This window comes from uncultured Spongiibacter sp. (genome assembly GCF_964011655.1).
GTDB classification, from domain to species: Bacteria; Pseudomonadota; Gammaproteobacteria; order Pseudomonadales; family Spongiibacteraceae; genus Spongiibacter; species Spongiibacter marinus.
The window spans coordinates 1-24,507 of the sequence record NZ_CAXGPO010000044.1 but is presented as its reverse complement, the minus strand read 5'-3'; the positions used below and the strand labels follow the sequence as shown (position 1 = coordinate 24,507).

Annotated in this window: 23 protein-coding genes; 13 read left to right on the top strand and 10 right to left on the bottom strand. The window is 56.3% G+C overall.

The features are described 5' to 3' along the window. Positions 1-421 (top strand): hypothetical protein (locus ABNS66_RS14525; protein WP_348655366.1); only part of this gene is annotated, 421 nt, incomplete at its 5' end. A gap of 77 nt (positions 422-498) precedes the next feature. Here the strand turns inward: ABNS66_RS14525 and ABNS66_RS14520 are convergent. The 5 genes from ABNS66_RS14520 to rpmE form a co-directional block, all read right to left on the bottom strand. After that, positions 499-750 (bottom strand): hypothetical protein, encoded by a 252-nt coding sequence (locus tag ABNS66_RS14520; protein WP_286836380.1) that lies wholly within the window; start codon positions 748-750, stop codon positions 499-501. Positions 751-911: 161 nt separating this feature from the next. Continuing rightward, positions 912-3,044 (bottom strand): TonB-dependent receptor, encoded by a 2,133-nt coding sequence (locus ABNS66_RS14515; protein ID WP_286836381.1) that lies wholly within the window; start codon positions 3,042-3,044, stop codon positions 912-914. 129 nt (positions 3,045-3,173) lie between these two features. Continuing rightward, the gene (locus ABNS66_RS14510; RefSeq protein ID WP_286836382.1) at positions 3,174-3,602 is read right to left on the bottom strand and encodes a hypothetical protein; all 429 of its coding nucleotides are present in this window, start codon (positions 3,600-3,602) and stop codon (positions 3,174-3,176) included. 75 nt (positions 3,603-3,677) lie between these two features. After that, positions 3,678-4,925 carry a malic enzyme-like NAD(P)-binding protein gene (locus tag ABNS66_RS14505; protein ID WP_204997199.1) on the bottom strand — a complete coding sequence of 416 codons (1,248 nt, stop codon included), beginning with the start codon at positions 4,923-4,925 and terminating at the stop codon, positions 3,678-3,680. A gap of 262 nt (positions 4,926-5,187) precedes the next feature. Continuing rightward, a complete protein-coding gene (rpmE, locus tag ABNS66_RS14500; RefSeq protein WP_204997209.1) occupies positions 5,188-5,406 on the bottom strand; it encodes a 50S ribosomal protein L31 in 219 nt (72 codons plus the stop codon). A gap of 247 nt (positions 5,407-5,653) precedes the next feature. Between rpmE and ABNS66_RS14495 the strand changes: the two genes are divergently transcribed. The 5 genes from ABNS66_RS14495 (at position 5,654) to hslU (ending at position 12,289) form a co-directional block, all read left to right on the top strand. Then, positions 5,654-7,828: a primosomal protein N' gene (locus ABNS66_RS14495; protein WP_286836383.1), complete on the top strand. Its 2,175-nt coding sequence runs from the start codon at positions 5,654-5,656 to the stop codon at positions 7,826-7,828. A 77-nt stretch (positions 7,829-7,905) separates the two neighbouring features. Further along, positions 7,906-9,663, top strand: a complete 1,758-nt coding sequence (gene argS, locus ABNS66_RS14490; protein WP_286836384.1) for an arginine--tRNA ligase — start codon at positions 7,906-7,908, stop codon at positions 9,661-9,663. Between the two features lie 2 nt (positions 9,664-9,665). Beyond that, positions 9,666-10,274, top strand: coding sequence for an SPOR domain-containing protein (locus ABNS66_RS14485; RefSeq protein ID WP_286695579.1), 609 nt, complete (start codon positions 9,666-9,668; stop codon positions 10,272-10,274). 110 nt (positions 10,275-10,384) lie between these two features. After that, a complete protein-coding gene (gene hslV, locus ABNS66_RS14480) occupies positions 10,385-10,924 on the top strand; it encodes an ATP-dependent protease subunit HslV (protein ID WP_027875167.1) in 540 nt (179 codons plus the stop codon). Between the two features lie 45 nt (positions 10,925-10,969). Continuing rightward, positions 10,970-12,289: an ATP-dependent protease ATPase subunit HslU gene (gene hslU, locus ABNS66_RS14475; RefSeq protein ID WP_286836386.1), complete on the top strand. Its 1,320-nt coding sequence runs from the start codon at positions 10,970-10,972 to the stop codon at positions 12,287-12,289. A gap of 247 nt (positions 12,290-12,536) precedes the next feature. Here the strand turns inward: hslU and rsmD are convergent, their stop codons facing one another. Further along, entirely contained in the window at positions 12,537-13,136 is a 600-nt protein-coding gene (gene rsmD, locus ABNS66_RS14470) for a 16S rRNA (guanine(966)-N(2))-methyltransferase RsmD (protein ID WP_286836387.1), read from the bottom strand. A 112-nt stretch (positions 13,137-13,248) separates the two neighbouring features. Between rsmD and ftsY the strand changes: the two genes are divergently transcribed. The 5 genes from ftsY to ABNS66_RS14445 all read left to right on the top strand — a co-directional run bounded on the left by ftsY (position 13,249) and on the right by ABNS66_RS14445 (position 19,622). After that, positions 13,249-14,367 carry a signal recognition particle-docking protein FtsY gene (ftsY, locus tag ABNS66_RS14465; RefSeq protein WP_286695576.1) on the top strand — a complete coding sequence of 373 codons (1,119 nt, stop codon included), beginning with the start codon at positions 13,249-13,251 and terminating at the stop codon, positions 14,365-14,367. Next, positions 14,364-15,035 (top strand): cell division ATP-binding protein FtsE, encoded by a 672-nt coding sequence (ftsE, locus tag ABNS66_RS14460; protein WP_286836389.1) that lies wholly within the window; start codon positions 14,364-14,366, stop codon positions 15,033-15,035. Before ftsY ends, ftsE begins: the two co-directional genes overlap by 4 nt. Continuing rightward, on the top strand, positions 15,028-16,080 hold the full coding sequence (ftsX, locus tag ABNS66_RS14455) for a permease-like cell division protein FtsX (protein WP_286695575.1): 1,053 nt from the start codon (positions 15,028-15,030) through the stop codon (positions 16,078-16,080). Before ftsE ends, ftsX begins: the two co-directional genes overlap by 8 nt. A gap of 717 nt (positions 16,081-16,797) precedes the next feature. Beyond that, positions 16,798-18,414, top strand: coding sequence for an amidase family protein (locus tag ABNS66_RS14450; RefSeq protein ID WP_286836390.1), 1,617 nt, complete (start codon positions 16,798-16,800; stop codon positions 18,412-18,414). 401 nt (positions 18,415-18,815) lie between these two features. Next, complete coding sequence (locus ABNS66_RS14445) at positions 18,816-19,622, top strand: EAL domain-containing protein (protein WP_286836392.1); 807 nt, start codon at positions 18,816-18,818, stop codon at positions 19,620-19,622. On the opposite strand, the gene ABNS66_RS14440 is transcribed toward ABNS66_RS14445, so the two are convergent. Beyond that, positions 19,608-20,692, bottom strand: a protein-coding gene (locus ABNS66_RS14440) for an IS3 family transposase (protein WP_286836394.1) whose coding sequence is annotated in 2 segments (ribosomal slippage) — positions 19,608-20,440 and positions 20,440-20,692 — 1,086 coding nt in all. Because the reading frame shifts where the segments join, the coding sequence is not laid out codon by codon here. The genes ABNS66_RS14445 and ABNS66_RS14440 overlap by 15 nt on opposite strands. Before the next feature lie 159 nt (positions 20,693-20,851). Here ABNS66_RS14440 and ABNS66_RS14435 point away from each other — a divergent pair. After that, the gene (locus ABNS66_RS14435; RefSeq protein WP_286836396.1) at positions 20,852-21,328 is read left to right on the top strand and encodes a hypothetical protein; all 477 of its coding nucleotides are present in this window, start codon (positions 20,852-20,854) and stop codon (positions 21,326-21,328) included. Next, a complete protein-coding gene (locus ABNS66_RS14430; protein WP_286836398.1) occupies positions 21,325-21,693 on the top strand; it encodes a hypothetical protein in 369 nt (122 codons plus the stop codon). The genes ABNS66_RS14435 and ABNS66_RS14430 overlap by 4 nt, the downstream gene beginning before the upstream one ends. Positions 21,694-22,534: 841 nt before the next feature. Here ABNS66_RS14430 and ABNS66_RS14425 read toward each other — a convergent pair. The 3 genes from ABNS66_RS14425 to galE all read right to left on the bottom strand — a co-directional run bounded on the left by ABNS66_RS14425 (position 22,535) and on the right by galE (position 24,396). Then, complete coding sequence (locus ABNS66_RS14425; protein ID WP_286836399.1) at positions 22,535-22,810, bottom strand: type II toxin-antitoxin system RelE/ParE family toxin; 276 nt, start codon at positions 22,808-22,810, stop codon at positions 22,535-22,537. Further along, positions 22,800-23,057 carry a type II toxin-antitoxin system Phd/YefM family antitoxin gene (locus tag ABNS66_RS14420; protein ID WP_204997190.1) on the bottom strand — a complete coding sequence of 86 codons (258 nt, stop codon included), beginning with the start codon at positions 23,055-23,057 and terminating at the stop codon, positions 22,800-22,802. Before ABNS66_RS14420 ends, ABNS66_RS14425 begins: the two co-directional genes overlap by 11 nt. 325 nt (positions 23,058-23,382) lie before the next feature. Beyond that, positions 23,383-24,396 (bottom strand): UDP-glucose 4-epimerase GalE, encoded by a 1,014-nt coding sequence (gene galE / locus ABNS66_RS14415; RefSeq protein ID WP_286836401.1) that lies wholly within the window; start codon positions 24,394-24,396, stop codon positions 23,383-23,385. Positions 24,397-24,507: the final 111 nt, after the last annotated feature.

The following is a 24,507-nucleotide window of genomic DNA, read 5'->3' as shown; positions in this document are numbered from 1 at the left end:
CGCACCCGGACTGGACGCCTTAGCACCGTTGTTTGATGCCCTCGCTGGTCTTGGCGGTGGCGGCGCACCAAGCATTCCTGGCTTAGATGCTCTGCCCATCCCCGGCATGGACGGCGGTAGCGGCGGCATCCCACCCCAGTTCCAAGGCTTTGTTGATTACCTTAGTCCCGCAAAGATCGAGAGCATTGTCGTTGCATTGCAAGACTTTGGTACCGCGATCGCGGCTGACCCGCAGTCGCTAGCGGGCTTTCAGGACACCTTGGGGCCAGATTTGGTATTCACGCTGATTCCGGTGGTAGGTGTAATGGCCGACGACCCAGCCTCTGTACCGGCCTACTTTACTGAAGGCGGGACCTTGCTGAATCCACAAATCACATTGCTGCCACCCATCCCGTTCATTACTGCGGAACTGGCAATGTAAGTTGTACTTGTTCGTCCTCCAGACGTACGAGATTTGCGCGGCTTAAGCCGCGCTTTTTTTATTCTGTAAAACAGCGGTCAATCCGGACGAATGAGCAGACCGTGTCTGGTATTCAAGGATCCATCCAATTCCACGACAGCCGTCTCAGCACCGTGGTTTAACGAGCAGTTCACTACCGGTACAACATCTTGAAACAAGGGCCTGCGCACAAACCACAGACCGCCGCCAAAATCTTCAACCCGACGGATAGTCAGCAATTGCAGCTCGGAAAGTAACTCTTCAAGATTATGAGGGATCGGAGACTGTGTTTGGCGACGCTCAATATTCATTTAGACACCCTCTTTTCAAACCGAATTCACAGGGAGCTCACTCAGAGCATAAAAACCCAAAAAAGAACTTTGCACAGAATATAACCTAAAGTCATGCTCCGGTCGGCTAGCGAGTTGTACTTAGCTCTATTTCGCTTTTTGTCTGCGGGGCCTCGAAGGCCCTAAAATTGATAGCTCAAGCGAACACCATATTCACGCGGGTCACCCACATACAGAGCATCAATACCTAACGACGGACTATTAAAGCGATCGGTAATATAAAACTCATCGGTCAAATTCTCACCGAAGAGTTCTATCCCATAGTGCTCTCCGCGATAGCCTAGCCGCGCGCCCAAGAGTCGCCGCGAATCGGCCTTCAAGCCGGCGGTGTTTTCACGGTCGGTGTAGCTGTCAGCAGCATAGGCCCAATTGATATTGGCGAAGTAGCCATTTTGTTGCCAGGCAAGTCCGATATTGGCATTTCGCAATGGCGCATTGGGAAAGCGATTACCCGCAAAATCGACGCCATCATCTTCGTATTCAGTGAACGCCGTGCTCACATAGCCAGCGCCGCCGAACAGACTGAAACCACGCCCCAGCTCGCCACTGAATTCCAGCTCAACGCCTTCAGACTGCGCCTCACCAGCATTGTCAGTGCGGAAATTCGCCGCATCAACACGCACACCAATCTGCATATCGCGATAGTCGATACGAAAGACTGTCAGCTGCGCCTGCCACCGCGCGCCTCGCCACTTCACACCAAGGTCATAATTATTGGTGTATTCGGGGCCATAGCTGGGCGACTCGCCATCGCTGACAAAATCTACCGAACCAGCGCGATACCCCTGGCTGGCAGCAACAAAGGCGGTCACGGCGTCATTAAGATCGTAGCTCAGCGCCACCTTTGGCAAAAACACGGAGTCGCTGCTTGGCGCCTGTGCATCACTGTCCAACAACGGTTTTAAAAGCGGGCTGAGGTCACCGGGCAGCGTGGTGCCGGTAATCGGGTCGACGGGGCGAGCCCCCTTAACAATAAAGGCACTGCGACTGTCCGCATCATTCTCTTCGTAGCGCATGCCTAGCGTTAGCGTCCAGTCGAAGGCAAAGTCCCAATCAGCCTCGGCATAAATGGCCTGGGTATCAGCCTCCCGCTCAGCGATCAAGTCCGCATCAGCTCGCGCCCGGATTCCCGCACCGAGCTCATAGGGCAGATCGACACTTGTCGAGCTTCCCTGCAATTCATCGTTGGCGAGATAGGCACCAACAACGCCCTTCAAGGTGTCACCGCGGTACTGCAAACGCAGCTCAGCCGCTCGGTTTTCAGCCTCGACGGAATTGATGAAATAGCCACCATCCTCAGCCGAAATATCATAGTCGCCCTTGCGAATATTATCGTTGTTGCTACCGCTCACAATCAGGCTGAGGCGAAGCGCCGCATTAATATCCACATGCTGGGTGAGCACGGCCAGCGTGCTATTGTCATCATAAAAGCCATCAACGTCATCGCTGGCCTGCCCTTTGCGCGCCAAGTCCGGCGACTGGTATTCGTTGCCCTCGCGCAACTTACTGTCCTGCAGGGTGAGCTCGAAGGAATACCAATCGCTGCCAGCCCAGCCCAGTTTGAAGCGCTGCATATAGCGTTTGCGCGCCTGCCACTTGTCATCGTCCAAGGTGATATTGGTCACCTCGCCGTCGGTTTGATTGGTTTCAGCCGCGTAGCGAAATGCCAAGTCGCCCACTATTGGGCCGCCCACCGCGACACCGGCTTCGCGACCACCGTAATTCGCTGCCCCTACCTTAAGCTTGCCCGAATAGGCCTCACTGGATGGCGACTCACTCTGGATCACGACCGCCCCCGCCAACGAACCAGGGCCAAAAGCAGTGGATTGAGGGCCGCGATAAAATTCCACCTGCTTTACGTCCCAGGTATTTCCCACTCCCCGACCGGGCTGGCGAGCGCCATCAATAAAGACACTTACTGTCGGCCGCCCTGTACCACCCGGGCCAATGCCCTCATTGGAGATACCGCGGACAGAGAATTTGTCCTCTCTTGCGGCATTCAAATTTGGGCTTCGCAGTAGCAAATCGTAGAGATCGCGCACATTCATGGCTTCAATGGTGTCGGCAGAAACAATGCTGACACTGCCAACAGTATCCAGGCTGCTGCGCTGCATTGGGTCACCCGTAACCAGGATCTCCTCAAGTTTTGGTGGGCTAGCAGCTGACTCTGTGCCCTGTGCCATAACGGCGGAGCTGACAATAACAAGCGCGACACCCTGCAGCATAGCGGCGCGGGCAGAGAAGAAAGGTGACATTAGAGATTCCACAGCAGATGGTTAATGATAAGCATTATCATATAACTATTGCACAGGAACAAGCGTGTTGATCACGATGTGAGACAAGCAGGTCATCTGCCAGGGCCTCGCCCGTTAAGACGTGGGCTGTTAGACGCCGCCCAGAACCTGGCTGCGGAAAAACCCCCAGACAATCGCGGCAACACCGCCGACTTCACCCACTATCAGCAGCGCCATGCCCCAGGTGGTAATGAAGTTACGCTGCTTAAATTGATTCTTCTCCCGGCCTTGAATGCCCAGCTGAAAATACCGGGCAATGGCGGTGGCGAAGAAGAACAGCGGTACCGCGGTAATCCAAAACTGTACCGTCGCGGAATAGGGGCTGTATTTGAGCAACGCCGCCATCACCAAGGCAGTGAAGCTGTACATTAGCGCAGCGCGGTGAGCGATATCGATATAGGGATGAGCACGATGCCCCGGCCGGGTCATAATGCCGTGGTATTTAAGTACTCCGCCGACCAGGCCAGCCAACAAGAACAAACCCGACGCCGCCAGCGCCAATGTTACTGCCTGTGTCATGGTCACCTCGAAACAGATGCCTGCTCTGCGCAGATATAAAAAAGCCGCGCTGGGCGCGACTCTAATATAAGCTGATTAGCTCAGCGGGTAGTGCTCGGGGTAGGGCAGCAGAGCAACACCACTGTCGACGGCCGCGCGGGCCACCGCTGCGGCTACCGAACCCAGCAAGCGCCGATCCACCGGCTTGGGAATAATATAATTCGGGCCAAAGCTCAGCTCACCACACTGGCAAGCATCGACCACCACTTGTGGTACGTCTTCCTTAGCCAACTCACGAATGGCGTGAACCGCGGCCACTTTCATCGCTTCATTAATTTCCGTGGCACGCACATCCAACGCACCGCGGAAGATAAATGGGAAACCCAAAACGTTATTAACCTGATTGGGATAATCAGAGCGCCCAGTCGCCATAATCAAGTCGTCGCGCACGCTCATCGCCAGCTCTGGTGAAATCTCTGGGTCAGGGTTTGAACAAGCGAATACGATCGGCTTGGCAGCCATACTGCGCAGCATGTCTTCGCTCAGCAGGTTGGCGCCAGACAGACCGACAAAGACATCGGCTCCGTCGATCGCCTCTACCAGGGTCTTGGGACCGGCGCCGTTGGCAAACTCTTCTTTATATTCGTTTAAGCCCTCGCGGCCCGGCGTGATAACGCCGCGGCGGTCGATCATAAACAGGTTTTCGTATTTCGCACCCAGGCTGATCAGCAAGCGCATACAGGCAATGGCCGCCGAGCCCGCGCCCAGACAAACGATGCGCGCACTCTCGATGGATTTACCTTGAATCTCCAGGGCGTTCAGCATTCCCGCGGCCGTCACAATGGCGGTGCCGTGCTGATCGTCGTGGAAAACCGGAATATTGCATTGCTCAATCAGAATCCGCTCAATCTCAAAGCACTCAGGCGCTTTAATATCTTCCAGATTGATGCCGCCAAAGGTATCGGCAATACGGCGCACGGTATCAATGAAGGCTTGAGAGTCTTCCGCGTCCACCTCGATATCAATGGAATCGATATCGGCAAAACGCTTAAACAGCAGCGCCTTGCCTTCCATTACCGGCTTGCTCGCGGCAGGGCCCAAATCACCCAAACCGAGAATTGCACTGCCATTGGAGATAACTGCGACCAGGTTGCCCTTACTGGTGTACTTGTATGCGTTGAGCGGGTCCTTGGCGATCTCGCGCACCGGCTCAGCCACGCCCGGGCTGTAGGCCAGCGAAAGATCGTATTGTGTTTCGGCGGGCTTGGTCAGGCTGATACCAATTTTGCCTGGCGAGGGGATCGAGTGGTAATCCAGAGCCGCCTGCTTAACATCTTTGGACATTGTCATGCTCTCGGTTTGTGCATTCCAGAAGGGCGAACGCGTAAAGGTGGTCAGGTGCGTTCATAAAGGCGTGAAAGCATATAGAAAACTGCCCCCACTCACAAGCCACGCCGTGGCCCAGTGCCCCGCTATCAGCGGGTTTCAAAGCAAGCCTGCAGGCGTAGTACCGCCTTGCGACTCACTAAAAAAAATGCCCAAGCGCTGGCGCCCGGGCATTTTTGCGATCATCAACGCCAGAGGTTGTGGCGCAAATGTAAGCAACTTAGCTTTTAACACCACCGCGGCTGCCGAAACGCTTGCGGAAGCGATCAACACGACCACCGGTATCCAGCATTTTCTGCTTACCAGTGTAGAAAGGGTGGCAGGCAGAACATACGTCTACGTGCAGGTCTTCCGCCAGGGTTGAGCGGGTTTGAAACTGGTTACCGCAGCTGCAGGTAACGTTAACATCTTCGTACTTTGGATGGATATCCGCTTTCATCATTAGATCCTCTTTGGACGCCGCCACCCGATCTCTTGCCGGGCACCGCGCTGGGCTGATGCGCTCAGTGGAAGCTGGGAAGAGCAGGGATTTGCGCCGACCAACTGAACAAAAAACCACCGAAAAACAGGCCGCGCATATTAGCAGAACTGGGCATATAAGCAAGCACTGCCCAGCGCCGATTAGAATTATGCTCTCAACCCACTGCAGATTCTTATACACTGGCGGTTTTGCACAAGCCCATGCCATGGCCGACACTCTCGCATCCATCGCCATTCCCTGCCCCCTTAGACGCCGCTTCGACTACCTGTGGCCGGCGTCGTTGCAGCGCGACATACAGCCCGGCACACGGGTGAAAGTGCCCTTTGGGCGGCGCGACGTGATTGCCGTTGTCCTCGGCCCCACCGACAACACCGACGTCGATTCCAGCAAACTAAAAGCCGTCATTGAAGTGCTGGACGAGCAAGCCAGCTTATCCACGGCGCTGCTGGACTTGGGGAAATGGGCCGCACACTACTACCACCACCCCATTGGCGACTGCCTGCACCAAATGCTGCCTCTGGCGCTGCGGCGCAGCGCGCCACCAACGGCAGAAAACACCGCTGCATGGCAGCTCCGCCCAAATGCCGATATTGCCAAACTCTCTCTGCGAGCTCACCAGCAGCGCGCGCTGTTCAACGCCCTGTTGGAAAACGGCCCGTTAACGCGCGCAGACATCACTGCCCTGGGCTTTAGCGCCAGCATTGTGCGCGCCTTGCAGCAGCATGCCCTGATTGAAGAAGCCGAACCCTCCAGCACGCCCGCCCCCGCCGAGCAGGGACCCACACTCAACAGCGAGCAAGCCGACGCCCTGCAACAAATTATTGATAGCGACGGCCAATTCGCCCGCTTTTTACTCGACGGCATCACCGGCAGCGGCAAAACCGAGGTGTATCTACGAGCCATCGCCCACGCGCTGGCCAATGGCAAACAAGCCCTGGTACTGGTGCCCGAAATTGGCCTCACCCCGCAGACCCTGCGCCGCTTCGAACAGCGCTTTCCCGGTCGCGTACGCAGCCTGCACTCCGGTTTAAGCGAGCGGCAACGCTGGCACAACTGGCAAGCCGCCCGCGAGGGCCGTGCCGACATTATTCTGGGTACGCGCTCAGCGGTATTTGCCGACCTGCCGCGCCTGGGTTTGGTCATCGTCGACGAAGAGCACGACAGCTCCTACAAACAGCAAGACGGCTGGCGCTACTCCGCCCGCGACATTGCCGTAAAGCGCGCAGCCGATAGCCAGTGTCCGGTCATTCTCGGTAGCGCCACACCCAGCTTCGACAGCCTGCATAACGCCGATCTGGGCCGCTATCGGGTGTTGCGCTTACGCCAGCGCGCCGGCAACGCCTGCGAGGCGCCAATACGGCTGCTTGATATTCGCCAGCAAGCCTTACAGCACGGTTTGAGCGATGCCTTGCTCAGCGCCGTCGCCAACAATTTGCGCGCCGGCAATCAAAGCCTGCTGTTTCTCAACCGCCGCGGTTTTGCCCCCACCCTGCAATGCCATTGCTGCGGCTGGATTGCCGACTGTCACGCCTGCGACGCGCGCATGACCGTTCACTACAAGCGCCGCCAATTGCGCTGCCACCACTGCGAAGCCGTTCGCGCCATGCCAGCCAGTTGCCCGGACTGTGGCAACAGCCAGTGGATCTACGACGGTCCCGGCACCGAGCGCCTGGAAATGTTTCTAAACCAACACTTTGACGCCCCGGTGTTGAGGATCGACCGCGACACCACCGCCGGGCGCGACAGCATGGCCGAACTCGTTAAAGAGGTGAATAAGGGTGAACCCTGCATTTTGGTCGGCACCCAAATGCTCGCCAAGGGCCACCACTTCCCCGCCGTGACACTGGTCGGCATCGTCGATATGGACGCCGGTCTGTTCAGCGCTGACTACCGCGCCACCGAAAACAGCGCCCAACTTCTGCTGCAGGTCGCCGGACGTGCCGGACGCGCAGACCGGCCCGGCGAAGTATTGCTGCAAACTCACTGCCCCGCTCATCCCGCCTTACAGAGCCTGAGCCAACACGGCTATCGCGACTTTGCCGCCGCACAGCTGGCAGAACGGCGCCTGCTCGACCTGCCACCTTACACCTTCAGTGCGGTGATTCGCTGCGATGCACCGCAGCTGCAGGATGCCGAGCAGTTTTTGCAGCAGCTGCGCAACTCCCTGCAGCCGCCCGCACCCGGCTGGCAACTTCTCGGGCCCCTGCCCGCGCCCATGGCCCGCCGCGCGGGCCGCTTCCGCGCCTCACTTATTCTGCAAGCCAGCGAGCGCCGCACCTTGCATCAGCAGTTGGCAGTGGCCTGTAATGTGGCAGAATCCCTCAGTAAGCGCGGCCAATTGCGCTGGTCGGTCGACGTCGACCCCATCGAGATGTTCTGATGGTGGCGGCCGACGCCTGAAACAGCGATAATACGCGGCCCCAAAATTCCCCATATTCAAGAGAGTTCGAATTCGACATGAAAGATATCGTCGCCACGTTGATTGATCAGGCGCTCACAACCCTGCGCAGCACTGCCGAATGGCCCGAAGATCTTCAGCCGTCAATTCAACTCGAGCGCTGCAAAGACAAGGCCCATGGCGACCTCGCCTGCAACGTGGCAATGATGCTGGCCAAACCACTGCGCAGTAACCCCCGCGCCATTGCCCAGCAAATTGTCGACGCCCTGCCCGCCAGCGACGACGTGGTAAAAGTGGAAATCGCCGGCCCCGGCTTTATCAACTTCTTTATCAATGAAGCCGCCAACTTCCGCGTGATCAAAGACATCTTTGCCAAGGGCGAGCAATTCGGTCGCGGCGACGCGAAAAACCAGCGCATCCAGGTAGAATTTGTGTCCGCCAACCCCACCGGGCCACTGCACGTTGGCCACGGTCGCGGCGCCGCCTATGGCGCCAGTGTTGCCGACATGCTCGCTGCCGCAGGCTACGACGTGCAGCGCGAATACTACGTGAACGATGCCGGCCGCCAGATGGATATCCTCGGCACCAGCGTATGGCTGCGCTACCTGCAAGCCTGCGGTGAAACCCTCACCTTCCCCAGCAATGGCTACCAAGGTGATTACATTGCCGACTACGGCCGCGAGCTGCACGCCAGCCACGGCGACCAGTTAATGCGCAGCGCAGCGGACGTTTTCGACGGCGTTTGCGCCGATGAACCCGCAGGCGGCGATAAAGAAAAGCATATTGACGATCTGATCAATCGCGCCAAAACCCTGCTCGGCGACGACTACCGCGTTGTCTTCGACAAAGGCCTGGACGCCATATTGGGCGATATTCGCGAAGACCTCGGCGAGTTCGGCGTGCACTATCAGGAGTGGTTTTCCGAGCGCAGCCTGACTGCCGACCCCGACCAAGTCAGCCGCGCCATCGCCCGTCTGCAAGACAACGGCTACATAGAAGAGCGCGACGGCGCCCTGTGGTTTTTGTCCACCCGCTTTGGTGACGACAAAGACCGCGTGGTAAAACGCGACAACGGCCAGACCACCTACTTCGCCTCCGACATCGCCTACCACCTGAACAAGTTTGAGCGCGGCTTTGATCGCGTGATCAACATTTGGGGCGCCGACCACCACGGCTATATCGCCCGCGTGAAGGCAGCGCTGCAAGCACTGGATATCGACCCAGAGCGACTGGTGGTACGACTGGTGCAGTTTGTTTCGCTGTTTCGCGGCGACCAGCAAGTGCAAATGTCTACCCGCTCCGGCTCTTTCGTGACCCTGCGTGAGTTGCGTGAAGACGTCGGCAATGACGCCGCGCGCTTCTTTTACATTATGCGCAAGGCCGATCAGGCCACCGACTTCGACCTGGAGCTGGCCAAGTCAGAAAGCAAAGACAACCCGGTTTACTACATTCAATACGCCCACGCTCGCGTGGCCAGCATCCTGCGCAAGCTGGAGCAAGAGGGCCAGCAGTGGACGCAGGAAGCGGGCCTTGCCCAGCTATCGCTGCTCGACAAAGACGTGGAAAAAGCCCTATTGGTGAAGCTGGCACGCTACCCCGAGGTGCTGTCCAGCGCCGCGGAACAATTCGAGCCGCACAGCCTCGCCCACTACTTGCGCGAATTGGCCGGTGACTTCCACAGCTACTACAACGCCCACAAAATGCTCGGCGAAGACACCGCCCTGCGCGATGCGCGGTTGGCGCTGTCAGTCGCTGTACAACAAGTACTGCGCAACGGCCTGAGCCTACTTGGGGTTTCTGCCCCCGAGGAAATGTAAACATGGCTGCGAAGAAGCGCCCAACACGCGGGGCCACCCGCAGCAAGGCGGCCAACAAGGGCATGCCTGCCTCCATTTTGCTGGGCACGGGCTTTATCGCCGGTATTCTCAGCACGGTGCTGGTTTTCAATGCCATTGGCGAGCGCGATACTGCCGGTGCAGCGGCCACCGCTCAGGCGGCCAAGCCAAAAGCGAGTAAGCAAGCAGAAACCAGCAAGCCGGAAAACACCACCAAGTTCGACTTCTTCACGGTGCTGCCCGAGCGCGAGGTGATCGTTCCCGACGAAACCCCTGCACCAAAGCGCGAGAGCAAAGTCACCACCGCGAACGAAAAACCGCCGCGCCCCAATGAGAAAACCTTTCAGACTGGCGAGCGCTACATTCTTCAGGCGGGCTCTTTTCGCAGCAATGACGACGCCGACCGTCGTCGCGCGCAAATTTTGCTGCTGGGGCTCGACGCCAAGGTGGAGTCCGTGCAGGCCAATGGCGACCTCTGGCATCGGGTTTACGTCGGCCCGTTCCAGACCCACAACACCCTCGCCAGTGCCCGCGCCAAACTGATCGGCGAAGCCATCGACACCCTGGTCATTCGCCAGAAGACCACCCCGTAAAACGATCCCCCGCGCTGCCTTGAAAATTGCAGCGCCGCCCCCATAACTATTTTCTCGAGCCGCTCCAGATGGGGCGGCGCGCCTGTTCACATATCTAAAAGGAGTCCCGCGTGGAACAGTTTCGCGGCACCACTATTCTTTCTGTTCGCCGAGGCAATCAAGTGGTTGTTGGCGGCGACGGCCAAGTTACCATGGGCAACACCGTGATGAAGGGCAACGCCCGCAAGGTGCGGCGCCTGTACAAAGACCAAGTGCTGGCGGGATTCGCTGGCGGCACCGCCGATGCCTTCACCCTGTTCGAATTATTTGAAGCCCAGCTCGAAAAGCACCAGGGCAAACTCGTTAAGGCGGCTGTGGAGCTGGCCAAAGCCTGGCGCAGCGAGCGCTCGTTGCGCCAACTCGAAGCCCTGCTGATTGTGGCCGACAAAGAAACCACTCTGGTGATTAGTGGTAACGGCGACGTGATTGAGCCAGAAGACAATATGATCGCCATTGGCAGTGGCGGCTCCTTCGCCACCGCCGCCGCCCGCGCACTGATGGACAACACCGAACTCGGCGCCCAAGACATTGTAGAAAAAGGCCTGAACATCGCCGGCGATATCTGCATCTACACCAACCACAACCGCCGCATCGAAGTCCTCGATTACTGATCCGAACACCTGACACGCTCGCCGATGCGGGCGACTGGAGCCACCATGTCACAAATGACACCCCGTGAAATCGTCCACGAGCTGGACAAGCACATTGTCGGCCAACAAGATGCCAAGCGCGCCGTTGCCATCGCGCTGCGCAACCGCTGGCGCCGCATGCAATTGGCGGAAGACCTCCGCGCTGAAATCACGCCCAAGAATATTCTAATGATCGGCCCAACCGGTGTCGGTAAAACCGAAATTGCCCGCCGCCTGGCCAAACTGGCCAACGCGCCCTTCATTAAAGTGGAGGCCACCAAGTTTACCGAAGTGGGTTATGTCGGCCGCGACGTTGAGTCCATTATTCGCGACCTCGTCGACGTCTCTCTGAAGTTGCACCGCGAACAGGCCATGGAGCAAGTGGCCCACCGCGCTCAGGACGCCACTGAAGAGCGCATCCTGGACGCCCTGCTGCCACCCGCGCGCGGCGAGCAAAGTGAAGAGGAGCGCAACAGCAGCACCCGGCAAATCTTCCGTAAAAAGTTGCGCGAAGGTGAACTCGACGACAAAGAAATCGACGTCGAAGTCAGCAGCGCACCGGTCGGTGTGGAAATTATGGCGCCCCCTGGCATGGAAGAAATGACCAGCCAACTGCAGGGCATGTTTTCCAAAATGGGCGGCGACCGCAAGAAGACCCGCCGCCTCACCGTGAAGGCCGCCTACAAGCAGATTCAAGACGAAGAAGCCGCCAAGCTCATTAACGAAGAAGAACTGAAGACCCGCGCGATCGAAGCGGCGGAGCAAAATGGCATTGTCTTTATCGACGAAATCGACAAAGTTGCCAAACGTCAGGAGTCCGGCGGCGCCGATGTGAGCCGCGAAGGTGTGCAGCGCGACCTGTTGCCACTGATCGAGGGCTGCACCGTCAGCACCAAACACGGCATGATCCGCAGCGACCACATCCTGTTCGTCGCCTCCGGCGCCTTCCACCTGAGCAAACCCTCAGACCTCATTCCCGAATTGCAGGGCCGCCTGCCTATTCGCGTGGAACTCGAAGCCCTCACCCCCGACGACTTTGAGCGCATCCTCTCCGAACCCCGCGCCTCTCTGACCGAGCAATACCAAGCCCTGCTCGCCACCGAGGGCCTGCATGTGAGTTTCAGCCAAGACGGCATCCGCCGCATCGCCGAAACCGCATGGGAAGTGAATGAGCGCACCGAGAACATCGGCGCGCGTCGTCTGCACACCGTGATGGAACGCTTACTGGAAGACGTTTCGTTTAGCGCCGGCGACCGGGCGGAGCCGCTGAACATCGACGCCGACTACGTTAATCAACAACTTGGCGAACTGGCCAAAGACGAAGACCTAAGCCAGTTTATTCTGTAAGCCAAACCGAGCACGCCATATGGCGTGCTCCTATAAAAACCACCGCGTTGTTCATGCAGGACTACGCAGGTGCGTGGGAGCGGGCCTGACCGCGACCGATTCCACGCTCTACCGTTCGTTCCGGTCGCCCTCAGGCGAGCTCCTACAAAAACCACCGCTTTGTTCATGCAGAACTACGCAGGTGCGTAGGAGCGGGCCTGACCGCGACAGACCTCGCGCGATGCCTGTCACTCGCACGAAAACCCCGCTAGGCCTCCACTTCATACAAGCGATATTCAACCTGGCCCGCGGTTTTATGCTTTGCCACCCGCCAGCCTGAAGGCACCGTCACGGGCTCGCCTTTGGCGGTTTCCACATAGACCAGGGCACCCTCGTCCAGGCGGTCTTGCAGCGCATCGATTGCTGGCATCAGCAAGTCTTTATTAAAAGGGGGGTCGAGAAACACGATATGCCAACCGCGCTCAGCGCCGGTTAAAAACTGTTCAGCGCTGGTAGCGGCCACGTCGGCATCGCGGCAAGCCAGCGTCTGTAAATGTTGGCGAATTTGCTGCGCGGTGGCACGGTCTTTCTCTACAAAGTGGCAGTGCGCAGCCCCCCGCGACAGGGCCTCCAAACCCAGTGCACCCGAGCCGGCAAACAAGTCCAGGCAACGCGCGCCGGCAACATAAGGAGCCAGCCAGTTAAACACCGTTTCACGAATGCGGTCACTGCTCGGGCGCAGACCCTCAGCGCTGGTAAAGTGCAGCTTCCGACTGCGCCACTGGCCGCCAATAATGCGTACCACACCCGCAGCACCTTGGCGTGGCGTCACCTGTGCCGAGCGATCACGTTTGGAACGAGGGGCCATAAGAGGATCCTGAAGTGTAAAACCGCGCCACGACATTACTCAGTGACGGCCGAGAAGTGGTAGGATACGGCTTTTCTTTTCCCTGTAAACCAGACCCTGCAACCAGAGCCCCATGACCGATACCGAGAAGTCAGCCGTTACTGAAGCGGAAAACGCCCAAGAGCCCAAGAAGAAAAGCTTTTTCACCCGCTTTAAAGAGTCCTTTGTCGGCTCTGAGGAAGACCTGGCGGCGGCAGAAGGTTTTATCGCCGACGAAGAAATCGCGCCCTGGCAACACATTGAACTGTCGCCCGAAGAGCAGGCATCGCTGCTGGTTAAATTCAAGGAAGGCCTGAGCAAAACCGGCGCCCAACTCGGCGAGGGCATGGCCAATCTCTTCCTTGGCCGCAAAGAGATCGACGACGAGCTTCTCGACGAAATTGAAACCCATCTACTGATGGCCGACGTTGGCGTGGATGCCACCACCGAGATTATCGACAATCTCACTCGCCGTATGTCGCGCAAGGAACTGGATAACCCCGAGGCCTTGTATGTTGCCCTGCAAGAAGAGCTGCGGGTGCTACTGGAGCCTGCCGAACAAGAGCTGGTTATTCCCGACAAAACCGGCCCCTATGTCATTTTGATGGTAGGCGTAAACGGCGTGGGCAAGACCACCACCATTGGCAAATTAGCCAAGCAATTCCAGGCCGGTGGCCGCTCGGTCATGCTCGCCGCTGGCGATACCTTCCGCGCCGCCGCCGTTGAACAACTGCAAGTGTGGGGCGAGCGCAATAATGTGCCGGTAATCGCCCAGCACACCGGCGCCGACAGTGCCTCGGTACTCTTCGATGCCCTGCAAGCGGCTAAATCGCGCGATGTCGATGTGCTGATCGCCGACACCGCGGGTCGCCTGCACAACAAAGACAACCTTATGGAAGAGCTGAAAAAGGTGGTGCGGGTACTCAAGAAACTCGACCCCGACGCCCCCCACGAAGTGATGCTGGTACTCGATGCCGGCACCGGCCAAAACGCCCTGTCGCAAGCCAAACACTTCCAGGAAGCGGTAGGTGTGACCGGCTTAACACTCACCAAGCTTGATGGCACCGCAAAAGGCGGTATTGTATTCGCCATATCCAAGCAGCTCGGCCTGCCCATTCGCTTTATTGGTGTTGGCGAAGGCATTCTCGACCTGCGCCCATTCCGCGCCGATGAATTTGTCGGCGCCCTGTTTGGCTGGCAACGCAAGCAATGATCCAATTCGAGCAGGTCTGCAAACGCTACCCCGGCGGGCATCAGGCGCTGAACAACCTCAGCTTCCACATGCCCCATGGCGATATGCGTTTTTTAACCGGCCACAGCGGCGCCGGTAAAAGCACCCTGCTCAAACTCATTATGGTGATGGAGCGCGCCAATAGCGGCCAGGTGCTGATCGACGGGCGCAATGTGTCCAAGCTACCCGCCCGCCACATCCCCGAATTGCGTCGCAAGGTCGGCGTGGTGTTTCAAAACCACCAGCTGCTGTTTGATCGCAGCGTCTTTGACAACGTCGCCCTGCCACTGGTCATTGCCGGCTACGGCCATCGCGATATCGGCCGACGGGTGCGCGCAGCCCTCGACAAAGTTGGCCTGCTCGACAAAGAACGGCAGAACCCCATCACCCTGTCTGGTGGTGAACAGCAGCGCGTAGGCATCGCCCGCGCCGTGGTGAACAAACCCAAACTGCTGCTGGCCGACGAGCCCACCGGCAACCTGGACCCACAACTGTCCGCAGAAATCATGCACCTGTTTGAACAATTCAATCAGGTGGGCGTGACCGTGCTCATCGCCACTCACGACCTCTCGCTCATTGCGCGTATGCCCTACAAATTGCTCAGCCTGCGCCAAGGCCAACTGGTTAGCGCCGGGGGCAGCCATGAGTAAATCCAAACAAAAGGGCAGCGGCGCCAGCAAACTGCCCAAGCGCCGCCTCGGCCAACTGCAAACGCCGGCCAAGCCTTCACGGCGCGAATTGAGCGGTGCCAAAACCCACCGCACCCGCTTCAGTGACCAGTGGCAAAGTTACCGCAGCCACCACCGCCAGGTGGCCGGCGAAAGCCTGCGGCGCCTGTTAAAGCGCCCCCTCGCCACATTAATGACCACACTGGTGATCGCCATCGCCATGGTGCTGCCCGCCGGTTTATATGTCGGCCTGAACAACGTTGAAGCCGTCAGCCAAGGCTGGGATGGCGCCGCGCGATTGTCGGTGTTTTTAAAATTCAGCGTCAGCGATCAAGACGCGCAAAAACTGCGTCAGCAACTCGCCGACCGCAAAGACATTGCCAGCGCCGAATACATCTCACCCAGTGAGGCATTGGAGGAATTCCGTCGCCGCAGCGGCTTTGGCGACGTGCTCGACCAGCTGGACAGCAACCCCCTGCCCGGCGTTCTGGTACTGAGCCCCACCGCAGAAAACAGCAGCCCTGAAAAAATAGAAGCCCTGCGCGACCAGCTAAACGCACTGCCGCAGGCCGACCTGGTCAAGCTGGACATGGAGTGGCTGCAACGCCTGAACCGCATTACCGATATCAGCCGCCGCCTCACCCTGGCCCTCGCCGCCATGCTCGCGGCAGGCGTGCTGCTTATCGTGGGCAACACCATCAAACTGGCCATCGAAAACCGCCGCGACGAAATTCTGGTTGTGAAACTGGTCGGCGGCACTAACGCCTTCGTCCGCCGCCCCTTCCTGTACATGGGCTTCTGGTACGGCCTGTTCGGCGGACTACTCGCCTGGTTACTACTCGCCTCCAGCCTGCTCTGGCTAAGCGGCCCGGTCAAAGAACTCGCCGGGCTCTACAACAGCAGCTTCAGCCTGCTCGGCCTCGGTGTACTCGATAGCCTGATAATGTGGGCCAGCGCTGCCGGCCTTGGTCTACTCGGCGCACTCCTCGTCGTTGGCCGAGAACTCCGCGCCATCGAACCCAAATAAATGATTAGAAAGCGGGCCTGAACGCGACAAACCTGCACCACCTGGAGAACAGCGTACCGCCGCCTTTGTAGGACAGCGTGCCCCGCGACCACAGGGAGTGCTTTGGGTAGCGGTTTTAACCGCGATAAGGGCTCCAACAGCGCTCATCGCCATCAGCGCTGTGGGCCATAGCTAAGCGCTTCGCACCATTCGCGACTAACAGCGTGCCCCGCGACTGCAGGGAGCGCCTTGGGTAAGTCGCTCCTACAAATACACGACACCGTGACTCGTAGGACAGCGTGCCCCATGACCGCAGGGAATGTTTTGGGTAGGCGGGCCTGACCGCGAACGATACGCAGCCCCTACCGTTCGCTCAGGTCGCCCTCAGGCGGGCTCCTACAAGGGGCCACACTGTGCTACAAAAACACCTCGCCCCACTTGTAGGAGCGGTTTTAACCGCGATGGGAAGCCTCAACAGAGCCCAATGCTATATGCACCATCGGCCATAGCTCAGCGCCCCGAACCTTCGCGACTTAAGTCTCTCCTACAAAAACATGATCCCATGACTCGTAGGATAGCGGGCCTGACCGCGAATAATCTGCTTATTTAATGAAATCTCCCCTTCATTTTAGCCCCCAACACCCGACCTACCACTAAAACCAAGCCGCGAATCGTCCAACTCGGTGGCACCATTATTGCTAGATAAAACCAGACTTTAACCAACCGAGGAAATTTTAAATGCGACCGAGTATCAAGCGCGTCTTTTCATCCACCTCTCTCGCCATCTCAGTAGCAGTTATTAGTGCTTGCGGTGGAGGCTCCAGTTCCTCAACCACCGGTTCGCTGCCAGATACTCCCGCGCCAACAACCTTTGAACTGCTTGAGGCCACAGTGGCGGATATCCATGCAGGCTTTCGCGGTGAACAAGTTGATGAATCCGGCCAAGCGCTTAGCTGCGTAGGCTTAGCCGAAAAGTACATTGAGCGCATAGAACGGCTCGACAATAATCCAGCAACCGGCCTACCCATCAATAGTATCGTTAGCATTAACCCCCAGTGGCGCGAACAGGCCACAGCACTTGATGAGGCCTTCGAAAAAGACGGCCTCACCGGGCCGCTGCACTGCGCACCCGTTTTATTAAAGGACCTCTTCGATACCTACGACTTCCCAACCACCGCATCGTCACGCGCACTCGCAGGCTCCCAGCCACCTGACGATGCCTTTACTGTTGCCCGACTGCGAGAGGCCGGCGCACTTATTTTGGGCAAAGCCGGCATGAGCGAATACGCATTCTGGATACAAAGTTTTAACAGCGTCTCTTTGCGAATTGGCACGCCCTATGACACCACCAAAGACGCCGGCGGCTCCAGTGGCGGCAGTGCAGCCGCCATTGCCGCCAACTTCGGCCTGCTTGGTACCGGCTCCGATACCTGCGCCTCAATACGCCTACCGCCCTCCAACAACTCCCTTGTCGGCGTGCGCTCCACCGTTGGATTAGTGTCACAAGATGGCCTAGTGCCACTCTCTCACACCATGGATGTAGGGGGCCCCATCACCCGAACCGTTCGTGACGCCGCGTTGATGCTGGATAGCATGGCAGCGGTAGATCCGGCAGACCCAAGAACCCATGCCGCAGAACGCCGGCAGCCAGCGAGCTATCTGGACTCCCTGGACAAAGATGGCCTGAAAGGAAAGCGCATTGGCGTGTTGCGCAGCTATGGCGGTACCAACGCCTTTGGCGACAATGCCGACGTGAATGCTGTGCTAGACCAGGCACTGATCGACTTAGCGGCTGCAGGTGCTGAAATTATTGATCCAATAACCCTTCCCGAGTTTGAGGATATTTCCAATACGCTTATTGTTCAGGAATTCGCCGATCACATGGATGAATACCTAGCGAGCTTCGCGGCCCCTCGCTCTGATACCGTCGACATATTCACCAGTGGTCTGGTGCACCCGTTTATCGAGGCACTCATTGGTGCAAGCCTTGCAGCGAGAGATACCAGTTCGCCCAGTTATATTGCAAAGCTCGAAAAACGTGAGGAACTGCGCAACTACGTTGAAAGCGAGATGGATGCACTCGACCTGGATGCCTTGGTTTACCCCCCGGTCCAACAACCTGCAAGAATTACCGGCACATCACAAACGAACAACTGCGGCTTTAGCAGCACCACCGCCATGCCTTCTATTGTCGTGCCCGCCGGTTTCTCAACTGATCAACCAGCACTGCCGATTGGAATAGAATTTTTTGGCCGGCGCTGGGATGAGGCCACATTGTTTAGTATCAGCTACGCCTACGAGCAAGCCACAAAGCACAGACGCCGCCCGTCACTGCCCGGTGATCCGTCTCTATAGCTCCACTTAAAATTACTTCTCTTAGCGATCTCCGGAAACTCGAAAGCAACCAACAGGAGGTCGTTAAGATGCACAAAAAATACACAGCAGTGCACCTACCGACCCAGCTATGCCGCTCGAATATGGGCCAATATAGCAGTGCTCCAGCACCAAACTGGAGCAGCATTCAAGCAAGTAAAAGTTCAAAAAATCAAGGCTCGCGCAGGATAATAAAAATTCACAAAATAAATATCCTGTCCATTAGTACAACAATGTACTATGACACCCGTCACAAATATCGCCACACGGCAAAATACCTGGCGAAAAAACCTTGACTCACCCTTCAGAGAAAAATCAGAAACCAGTGCTTTGGTCGTTAATTAGAGTACCACCACAAACAATCGACAAGGACATACCGCATCATGGACGATGTGCTCACTCAAGCTTTAGAGAATGAGCTTCTTAGCTTTTACCTCCAGCCCATAGTTTCGTTATCGACAAACTTATGCACCGGCTTCGAGCTACTTTCACGCTGCCCCGAGCTGGGGTTTACAAATTCCTCTCCTAGCGCTCATTTGTACAAAAGTGGGAACGACGACGCCCAGCTAAAGCACTTCCAGCTCTCTATTCAGCGCGCCATAGCAACTCAAAGAGCTTTAAGCTCCATTGGGTTCCAGACGTTAGCTGTTTTCGTCAATGTCGCAATTACCGACTTTTCTGCTGAAAACTGCCGCTGGGTCTCCAGGATGAGCCGGCATAAGCTCAAGGGTATATGCCTTGAGATATCAGAGCAGGTAGACACCTACCTAACTACCTCAATGATCCAGCGAATTCATAGGTTGCGCCATGACGGCGCAGCAATCGCTATCGACGACTACGGCATGGGGTACTCAAACGACGTGAGGGCCGCTTCAATCCCCTTCGACTACATAAAACTGGACAAGCGATTTCTCTCTGCACCCAGAAAAGATCCTGAGTACATAGAACTCAAACACAAGATCGCTATCTGGAGAGCACAAGGGAAAGGCGTCGTCATGGAAGGCATCGAAAACATAGGGCACCTAAAAGCGGCTAAGGCACTAAATACCAGCCATGCGCAAGGCTACCACTATTCCGAGGCATTGCCTTTTTTAGACGCGGTTCAGTGGACCAGAGACCTCAAGACGGAACAGGCTGTAATCCCCCCATTTTTAACCGTCTGTATGAGTAGAGGGTTAGCCCGTCTTTAGCAGTTGGGCTGGGGGTACTCCGCCTATAGCCGAGTTCGGTCGCTCGTTATTGTATTGCCACAACCACTGAGTCGCTAATAGCTGGGCATGAGCCACGCTGGTGAACTCATGGAGATCCAGCCATTCATGCCGCGCTGTCCGGTTGAAGCGCTCAATATAAGCGTTCTGAGTCGGCTTCCCAGGCTGGATATAGATCAACGTTATCCGCTTCTCGGTTGCCCACTCAACCAGTGCCTGCGAGATGTACTCTGGCCCGTTGTCACAGCGAAGAGCCGTGGGCTTTCCGCGCCATTCGATGATCTGCTCCAGCGCCCGGATGACCCGTGTCGACGGCAGCGACAAGTCGACCTCAATGCCCAATCCTTCGCGGTTGTAGTCGTCGATCACGTTGAAGGTGCGCAGCGACTTGCCACTCGTCAGCTGGTCGCTCATGAAGTCCATTGACCAGACCTGATTCGGGGCGGTGGGCACGTCCAGCTCGCCTGGGTAATCTCGCTTGATTCGCCGTCGAGGCTGGATGCGCAGGTTCAGCTCAAGCTCCCGGTAAAGTCGGTACACCCGCTTGTGATTCCAGGAATAGCCCTTCACATTGCGCAAATACAGGAAGCAAAGCCCGAAGCCCCAGCGTTTGTGGGTCTGAGTCAGCTTCAGCAGCCAATCGGCAATCAAGGCGTTCTCACCATTGAGTTTGGCTTGGTACCGATAGCAGGTCTCGCTAATGCTATAGACCTCGCAGGCGAGCTTGATGCTGATGCCGTGCTTGGCAACACCTTTCCTGGCCATCTCTCGACGCTGAGATGGCCTTACAGCTTTCCCTCTAGCGCTTCCTGGCGCAGTTCCGCTTTGAGGCGCTCCTCAGCATACATCTTTTTGAGACGGGCGTTCTCTGTCTCCAGCTCTTTGAGTCGCTTCATCAGCGACGCATCCATGCCACCAAACTTGGCGCGCCACTGGTAGATCAGCGCTGTGCTGACATTGTGCTCACGGGAAAGATCGGCAATAGGCACCCCGGCCTCGTGCTGTTTGAGAATCGCCAGGATCTGGCTGTCGGAAAATCGAGACTTCTTCATCATTCGCTCCTTCTGCGAGTATTGTAAAAGTCTCTACTCAAAACCTCGATTATTTTTCGGGGGGATTACAAGGCGAAGAGCATAGAGGCCCAACAAAGCAGAGCCTGACACCGACACCCACCTTCTTAACATCACTCAATGACACCAGAGGACACTTAAGTGTTAACACCGTTAGCAAAACAGAAACTTAAGTTTTTTCTATTAGCCATATTAGTTTGCACGGCAGCGATTACCTTGCTACCTACGCCGCTCTCTAGCAGAAGCACCAACATAGATGCCAGCGCGAGCGGCATAGAACCTAGGCAAGATAACGGCCTCACACAAAAAGCTTCTGCCCGGTTAACCGTAGAAGTCGCAAACGGCGTGGATTTCTTATCAAAAACTGAACTACGCCTCGGTAGCCGACTACAAAAATTTCGTGTCGCAGTCGCCTCAAAAAACCTTTCAAGAACTAAGTTCTGTTACTACACCACGTGGAATGATCACACCGCCAACGGAAACCGCTCACCGCTGAAAGGAGAGCTTACTTCTGACAGATCGGGAATTATTAAAATCGACGAAACCAACCCCGATTTAGAAAAATACTCAAACGCAGCAATAACAGTCACAACAGCAACTGATGGGGTATGCCCATGAAAATAGCCACGGCTATAGCCAGTGTTCTGCTGTGCGCGATATTGCTGAATATAAAACTTCTGCCAGAAAGGGTGAAGTTCACACCTAATCGAAGCATTAACTATAACGGGCTGTTGCTAGATTTGACCCACGAAACAGAGTCCACGCCCTCTGGAGAGAAATTCCTTCACATTGTCATAGAGCCAAAGACAAACGAGAAAGTTAAGTTTCTTCTACGAGTTACATGGCTGCATCAAAACGGCGTTGTTTTTTCCATAGATAACGGATGGCTCGAACAGGACATACAAAAAGACGAGATACGGGCTTTTTCATTCCCCTACCCCATGCTAGCCAGCGACTACATGTTGAGTGTGATAGAAATATGAGACCAAACTATATCATCGCAACTCTATTTATAACGTCTGTTACAAATGCAGCCCCGCCTCCCAGCCAGTTATACAAAGAGCTAGAGGCTAGATATCTTCAACTCCAGAACACATCAAAGGTGATCAGCAAAAAAATAGACTACTGTAGCCACTGGCTCCCTCCTGGAGACGAAGCATCAAAAGCAAGCATCTCCAGGCTAGAATTGCTGGAACAAGCCGTCGCCAACACAATGGAAAAAATAGAGCAGTGCTACAACAGCACGAGATGGATAGCAAAGTCGCTATCAGACCTAGCCAAAAACAGGCCATCACCCGAAATAGCGGGTGATCGACTCCATCTATATGGAGCGAGCGAACAAAAAGTTAGAGAAATATGTTACGAAAGTCCAGCAGATACCGCCTACTACCTAACCAAGCTAGAGACATGGCTTACCACCATGCAATCCATTTGCCGAACTCGATAAGCCACATCGCTAACACTTAGGACTTAGGGGAAACGTGCCCCACCTCTCGTAGGACAGCGTGCCCCATGACCGCAGGGAATGTTTTGGGTAGCGGGCCTGACCGCGACCAATCCACAACCCCTACCGTTCGATCAGGTCGCCCTCAGGCGGGCTCCTACAAGGGGCCACACTGTCCTGCAAAACCACCTCACGCCCCACCGCTGTAGAACAGCGTGCCGCCTTTGTAGGACAGCGTGCCCCATGATATGTAGGAGCGGGCCTGACCGCGACGAATCTCGCTGGATATGCAACCATACCGTAGGAGCGGTTTTAACCGCGATCAGGAGGTTCATTAAAGCCTAGTGCTATGACCACTCCGCCCCTACAAAGCCCGAGGTCTAATAAACTCCGTCGTGATCGCCAATATCAACCAGCACAATATCCTCACCGTGAATCTCAAATTCCAAAATAATTCGATATTGCATATTGATCGATACCGAGGACAAACCCTGTAAACGCCCCTTTAAACCATGCAAGCGAAGCGAGGGATGATACGGATTGACCTCCAGCAACTGCAGCGTTTTTTGGTACTGCCCCAGCACCTCGGGGTGCCGTTTAAAGAATTTCTTTGCACGCCTAAGGTAGCTATCGGGGAAAAGTAACCTATAGCTCACTGGTCAAACGCTTAACATGCTCATCGACACTTTCAGCCTGATAGCGCCCCTCGCGAATATCCGACCTTGCTTCCTCTAACGCGGCCGCCAGCTCGTATTCACGCAGTTTGGCGTACTTTTCTATATCCATAACCACATAACGGTTACGTCCACGCACCGAAATCACTAACTCTTCACTATCTTTCAATCGAGATTCGACAGCAGATACACCCTTGGTTTTTAGCTCGTTGGCCGTCAACGTATTCATAGTCACTCCGTGAAAAGTACTATTAATAGCACTCTTAATAGACCCACGAAGAGTACCACACCGAACAAAAATCAACCAGAATCGCCCACACTACCTTTCGGTAGGCTACAACTCCCTCGCGACTGACAGCCTGCCCCATGATATGTAGGAGCGGGCCTGACCGCGACCGGTCCACAACCTCTACCGCTCGCTCAGGTCGCCCTCAGGCGGTCTCCTACAAGGGGCCACAATGTCCTACAGAAACACCTCGCGCCATCTGTATTGCAACGCGCGCTGCCTCTTGTAGGAGCGGGCCTGACCGCGACCATCCCCTAACCCGCTCTCCCTACCGATACCCATCCGGATTATTGCTCTGCCAGCGCCAGGTGTCTTCCATCATCTTCTCCAGGCTACTCTCAGCTGACCACCCCAATAGGCTTTTGGCTTTATCGGCATTTGCCCAAAAAGCGGGCAGGTCACCACTGCGGCGCGGCGCAAATTTGTAAGGCACGCTCTGACCAGTCACCGCAGTAAATGCATTCACCATTTCCAGCACCGATACCCCGTTGCCCGCACCCAAGTTGATTGCATGCAAACCCGTTTCTTCCAATGCCTGCAAGGCGCGGCAATGACCGTCAGCCAAATCCACTACATGTAAATAGTCGCGAATACAGGTCCCATCCGGAGTGTCGTAATCATCACCAAAAATTGCTAACTCGGGCAATTTACCTACGGCAACACGGGCGATAAATGGCATCAAATTATTGGGAATGCCCAGAGGGTCCTCACCAATTAACCCCGACTTATGGGCACCAATGGGGTTGAAGTAACGCAGCGCTGCCACTGACCAACGCGCATCAGCTATGCACAGGTCAGCTAACACACGCTCCACCATCGCTTTCGACGCACCGTATGGACTGGAGGGCTGCCCCAGCGGCATGGTTTCCACGTACGGTACCGGCGCGTCGGGGCCATACACCGTAGCGGATGAACTGAACACTAACTTGAACACCCCGGCATTTGCCATGGCCTGACACAATACCAAGGTGCCATTCACGTTGTTGTCGTAGTACTTCAGCGGCTGATCAACACTCTCACCCACCGCTTTTAATCCCGCGAAATGAATCACCGCGTCAATCGCATGCTCTGTAAACAATGCCGACAGCGCGCCCGCGTCACGCACGTCGCCCTGAACAAATACCGGTGATTTCCCGGTGATCTTCTCGATGCGATTCAACACCTCGGCATTACTGTTTACCAAGTTATCCATCACAACCACGCTGTGGCCTTGCTCCAACAACTCAACAACGGTATGGCTGCCGATATAGCCCGCACCGCCTGTTACTAAAATCGTCGCCATACCTTACAACTCCGTATTTCTATAATTACCACCGCCAAAGCGCACTCGCCCCACGACTTGTAGGACAGCGTGCCCCATGACCGCAGGGAATGTTTTGGGTAGCGGGCCTGA

Excerpts from the sequence above, each read along its gene's own strand:
- hslU (WP_286836386.1), top strand. The coding sequence starts at position 10,970 with ATGTCACAAATGACACCCCGTGAAATCGTCCACGAGCTGGACAAGCAC.
- ABNS66_RS14485 (WP_286695579.1), top strand. The coding sequence starts at position 9,666 with ATGGCTGCGAAGAAGCGCCCAACACGCGGGGCCACCCGCAGCAAGGCG.
- ABNS66_RS14445 (WP_286836392.1), top strand. The coding sequence starts at position 18,816 with ATGGACGATGTGCTCACTCAAGCTTTAGAGAATGAGCTTCTTAGCTTT.
- galE (WP_286836401.1), bottom strand. The coding sequence starts at position 24,396 with ATGGCGACGATTTTAGTAACAGGCGGTGCGGGCTATATCGGCAGCCAT.
- ABNS66_RS14420 (WP_204997190.1), bottom strand. The coding sequence starts at position 23,057 with ATGAATACGTTGACGGCCAACGAGCTAAAAACCAAGGGTGTATCTGCT.
- ABNS66_RS14450 (WP_286836390.1), top strand. The coding sequence starts at position 16,798 with ATGCGACCGAGTATCAAGCGCGTCTTTTCATCCACCTCTCTCGCCATC.
- ABNS66_RS14510 (WP_286836382.1), bottom strand. The coding sequence starts at position 3,602 with ATGACACAGGCAGTAACATTGGCGCTGGCGGCGTCGGGTTTGTTCTTG.
- ftsE (WP_286836389.1), top strand. The coding sequence starts at position 14,364 with ATGATCCAATTCGAGCAGGTCTGCAAACGCTACCCCGGCGGGCATCAG.
- ftsY (WP_286695576.1), top strand. The coding sequence starts at position 13,249 with ATGACCGATACCGAGAAGTCAGCCGTTACTGAAGCGGAAAACGCCCAA.
- ABNS66_RS14520 (WP_286836380.1), bottom strand. The coding sequence starts at position 750 with ATGAATATTGAGCGTCGCCAAACACAGTCTCCGATCCCTCATAATCTT.
- ABNS66_RS14495 (WP_286836383.1), top strand. The coding sequence starts at position 5,654 with ATGGCCGACACTCTCGCATCCATCGCCATTCCCTGCCCCCTTAGACGC.
- ABNS66_RS14430 (WP_286836398.1), top strand. The coding sequence starts at position 21,325 with ATGAAAATAGCCACGGCTATAGCCAGTGTTCTGCTGTGCGCGATATTG.
- rpmE (WP_204997209.1), bottom strand. The coding sequence starts at position 5,406 with ATGAAAGCGGATATCCATCCAAAGTACGAAGATGTTAACGTTACCTGC.
- ftsX (WP_286695575.1), top strand. The coding sequence starts at position 15,028 with ATGAGTAAATCCAAACAAAAGGGCAGCGGCGCCAGCAAACTGCCCAAG.
- ABNS66_RS14505 (WP_204997199.1), bottom strand. The coding sequence starts at position 4,925 with ATGTCCAAAGATGTTAAGCAGGCGGCTCTGGATTACCACTCGATCCCC.
- ABNS66_RS14515 (WP_286836381.1), bottom strand. The coding sequence starts at position 3,044 with ATGTCACCTTTCTTCTCTGCCCGCGCCGCTATGCTGCAGGGTGTCGCG.
- rsmD (WP_286836387.1), bottom strand. The coding sequence starts at position 13,136 with ATGGCCCCTCGTTCCAAACGTGATCGCTCGGCACAGGTGACGCCACGC.
- argS (WP_286836384.1), top strand. The coding sequence starts at position 7,906 with ATGAAAGATATCGTCGCCACGTTGATTGATCAGGCGCTCACAACCCTG.